This is a genomic window from Methanosphaera sp. A6 (assembly GCF_001729395.1).
Lineage (GTDB): Archaea > Methanobacteriota > Methanobacteria > Methanobacteriales > Methanobacteriaceae > Methanosphaera > Methanosphaera stadtmanae.
In genome coordinates this window covers 1-4373 of sequence record NZ_MAIF01000007.1, presented here as the reverse complement: position 1 = coordinate 4373, position 4373 = coordinate 1, and the positions used below count along the sequence as shown (strand labels likewise).

Annotated in this window: 4 protein-coding genes; all 4 read left to right on the top strand. The window is 21.3% G+C overall.

The window, feature by feature from the left end:
* Positions 1 to 1342 (top strand): hypothetical protein (locus A9758_RS07500; protein WP_158005503.1); only part of this gene is annotated, 1342 nt, incomplete at its 5' end.
* 4 nt (positions 1343 to 1346) lie between these two features.
* Positions 1347 to 2270, top strand: coding sequence for a type I CRISPR-associated protein Cas7 (locus A9758_RS00205; RefSeq protein WP_011406528.1), 924 nt, complete (start codon positions 1347 to 1349; stop codon positions 2268 to 2270).
* A 9-nt stretch (positions 2271 to 2279) separates the two neighbouring features.
* Entirely contained in the window at positions 2280 to 3128 is an 849-nt protein-coding gene (cas5, locus tag A9758_RS00200; protein WP_011406529.1) for a CRISPR-associated protein Cas5, read from the top strand.
* On the top strand, positions 3110 to 4373 hold a 1264-nt coding region (locus A9758_RS00195; protein ID WP_069776303.1), incomplete at its 3' end, for a CRISPR-associated endonuclease Cas3''. The genes cas5 and A9758_RS00195, both read left to right, overlap by 19 nt.

Sequence of the window (4373 nt, the reverse complement as noted above, 5' to 3'; positions counted from 1 at the left end):
TTGTAGTGTTTGTGGTGAGAAAACTATAACACTTCCACTATCAGGAATGTATGTTCAGGATAAAATGTATTTCTTTAACTTTGAAGAAAATGTTAAGAATTCTAAATTAAGATTATGTCAAAAATGTAATTCATATATTTCTTTGGCTGAAGATAAGTTAAAAAATTCTTTTACACGTAATATTATGATTATTCCCAAATTAAAGAAATCTTCAGATGATGAACATAGATACAAAGAATTTAATGAAATTATTACAGATAATGATCTTTCTTCAATTAAAAAGATTAATAATATTTTAGATATTAATGATGATAAATATAATTATGATCTTTTAATTTATACTAGAGAACAAGGAGATAGCTATCCTATACGTCATTATATTGAGAATTACAAAGCATATAAAGTTAAATTTGATAAAATTAGTTTAGTTGAATATTCAAATGAAAATAAATATTATTTAAATTATTTATTTGATGAAGAAATAGGTATTTCTAAAAAACAAATAGATTATTATCAATTTAATAATATTCTTGATTTAGAAAGGATTTTTAAAAATTTTTTCATATCAATCAATGATGGTTCAATAAAAAATTTACAGAACCTTGATTATTTTTACAAAGTCCATACTGAAGATATGAAAGATATAGTTAAAAATCTTAATTCAAAAACAGCCATGTTATTTTCAAAATATAAGTTTAATATTTTTTCATACTTATATGAATTAAATACAAATGCTTTAAATAAGAATATTATTAAAGAAATTGTAGAAAATTGTATCTATGAATTAATTAAGGGAAGTGATTCAAAAACAAACCATTCACCGTCAATAAAACAACACTTGAATGAATATTATATGATTATGATAGAATTATGGAAGGATAATAATATGATAAAAAATGAAGATATAAAAGAATTAAAAGAATTATTAGACAAATATGCATTAGAAGAAGATGATTCTAATGAAAGTGAAGAAACTATAAATAAAATAATATCATTAGTTAACAAAAAAGAATATACTAAATATTATTTTATTGGTCTATTTATTAGATTAATTGACAATACAAAACACAACAATGGAAAAAATGCTGAAACATTTAAAATTTTCATTACAAATAGTAATCGAAATAATATTAAAAAAATATTTTCAACAGAGATACTTCAAAAAAATATTCACTATATTGAACGTATGAATAAAAAAGGTAAATTAGTCTTTAATATAATAGAAACAAATATAGAAACTTTATTTAATGAAAACGATCTTATATTTGAAGATTATATTTTAGCTTTAACAACAGGCTATTATACTAAAAATTTATTAAAATCAAATAAAAAAGGAGAATAATAAAATGAGTGATAAAATAAAAAATTATTATCAAGGAATATTTGTAACAGAAACAATACTAGGTAACCCTAATGGAGATTTTATTGATAATTCTCCACGAAATATTGATGGAAACGTTTTTACAACAGATAAATGTATTAAATATAATATTAGAAATTATATTCATAGTAATTATGAAAATATTAAAGAAAATGAAAATATGGTATTTTTTTATCCTAGACTTCAAGAAAATGCTAAACCCTATGAATCTAAATTCTTAACAAGAGACCAAGTATTTAGTAAATACTTTAATAAAAAATTTGAAGATGTATTGGAAAATGCTGTTGATGTAAAAATGTTCGGAGGCACATTTTCATTAAAAAAAGATCCTAAACAAATATATGGCCCAATACAAATTAGTTATGGATTAGATATTAATGATGCACAAATAAAAAAATTACAGATTGGAGCACCTTTTGCTAATAAAGAAAAAGATAAACAGAAAACAATAGGTACAGAATCAATAGTAGATGATGCAATAATTACTTATGATATAATAATAAATCCAAATAATTATCCAGAATTACTTTCAGAAAATAATTTAAAATTATTTAAAGAAGCTTTATGGTATGGTACTAATTCACGTAAAACAACCAGTAAAAAAACAGATGCTAAAGTATTAATTTTAATTAAATTTAAGAATGAAAAAGATACAATTAAATCTTTTAATATTGGTGAATTAAAGGAAACTCTTAGTATTAAAAATAAAAATGAACGTTTAAATCATGGAAAAATTGTATTTGATACAACTAATTTAATTAAAAAACTTGAAACATACGAAGAATATATTGATTCTATTGATATTTATAGAGATAAAAATGAAGTAGATATACAATTGAATTATGAAAACATACAAATTAATTATCATGAACCTAAAGAATTATTATAGGTAATTTAAATGTATAATAAACTAATAGAATTTAATATTGAAAGTTCTTTTGGTTGTTTTAATAAACCTTTTTCAAATAAAGGAGGATTATTATCATATAATATTCCTCCCAAAACTTCTATTATAGGTATGGTATGTTCTATTTTAGGTATTGAATTTGATGATTATATAGAAAAAGATGATGTTCGAGTCTATGCTATTGAAAAATTCTATGATATAAAAGTATCAGTACAGATGATGTCTAAAGTTAGATCTTCACGTATTATTTTTAATAATACAAGTGACGGAGACATTGCTAATATTCATCAAGATCTACTAATAAAGCCTAAATATAAAATATTCATATCATTTCCAGATACACTAGTAGAATATGAAAAAGACTTTATTAATAAATTAAAAAAACATGAAACTGTATATAATCTTTATATGGGTAGAAATGAATTTCCAATTTCTTATGAATTTATTTCAGAATATCCTATTGAATCTAAAGAGTATACATGTGATGATTCTAACGAGTTACGTAATTTAAAAGTTATTGGTATATTAAAACGATCAAAAATAGATAATTTGAAAATTGAAACAACAAATGAAGATGATGATGAGGAATTTGATTTCTTTAATTTTAGTGATAATACTGTTACTCTAAATAATAACATGGAATATTTATTAAGAGAATATCCTATAAAAAGATCAAATTTCACAAATTTTTCATATGAATTTATATCATATTATCAGGATACTGAAGATTTATCATCATACTTTTGTAATATTGAATTAAAAAACAATGAAACTATTACATTAACTAAAATATATTTAGACAATAAGGTAGGAGAAGAAAGATGGATTCAAATGATATGATTTATTCAACTAGATATGATTTTAACAAATCATGTATCATATTAAATAATAATGAATTTGAAATATATGCTCATCCTAATGAATTACTTCATGAACATTCATATAAAACATGGATTATTTTCAAAGAATTATTAGATGAATCTGTTTTAACATCCTTTTATTCTTTTTTTAATAAAAAGAATTATTTAGATATGAATAAAGATGAATTTCTAGATATCCTTAAAGTATTTGTATATTATCATGATATTGGTAAAGTATCATTTTCATTTCAAATAAAAAAATTAACTAAAAAAGATACAGAAGATAGAACTAGACGATATTCTCAGTTAAAATCAATTTATGGTGATTTAACAAATAATTTATTAAATATGGATTCAAAACATTCATTTTATGGTTATTATCTTTTTATGAATTATGTTTTACATCATTATAATATAGAAAATAATCCCATACTCTTATTATTATCTTATTGTATTTTAGGTCATCATACAAAAATAAAAGAGATAAATTTAGAAAACTTGGAGAAAAAAGTACCAACTATGGTTTGTCTAAATAACTTCATTTTTAATCAAGAACACTATTTAAAAAATAATGAAATTAAAGAAAATATAAGTAATATAGACAATCATATTAATCAACTAAATAAACTTTTAAATGAAAATAAAACTAATAATAGTATGTTTTCCTGTTTTTATCAATATATTTATTCATTGTTGATATCTGCAGATGCACTTGCTACGTCCCAATATGATAAGAATGAAATAGATACTAGTTCTATTAATAATAGAATTGATTCAAAATTAAGAAAACGTATGTTAGATAAATATTACTCTTGTGAGATTAATGAAAATATAAATGAAGGTATCTATAATAAAATAGATAATAAAATCAATCGTTTAAGACATAATATGTTAATTGAAGCATCCACAAATCTTATTAAATGTATTGAAAATAATCCATCACAACATACTTTTTATTTAAATATGCCTACAGGTGGTGGTAAAACTAATACTTCTATGAAGTTAGCATTAGATATTTTAGAGCACACAACTGCCGATAGGATTATTTATGCTATGCCTTATATTAATATTATTGATCAGAATTATGAAATTATAAAAGATAATTGGGATCTTGTAAATAATGAGGAAATCCGAAATATATGTTCTACTAATTCATTTATTTTTGATAATAAAAATGAAGATGATATGGGTGACATTTTAATAAATGATGATTTTTTTAATTATC

Bases quoted from the DNA above. Each gene is read 5' to 3' on its own strand.
- A9758_RS00205 (WP_011406528.1), top strand. From the start codon at position 1,347: ATGAGTGATAAAATAAAAAATTATTATCAAGGAATATTTGTAACAGAA.
- cas5 (WP_011406529.1), top strand. From the start codon at position 2,280: ATGTATAATAAACTAATAGAATTTAATATTGAAAGTTCTTTTGGTTGT.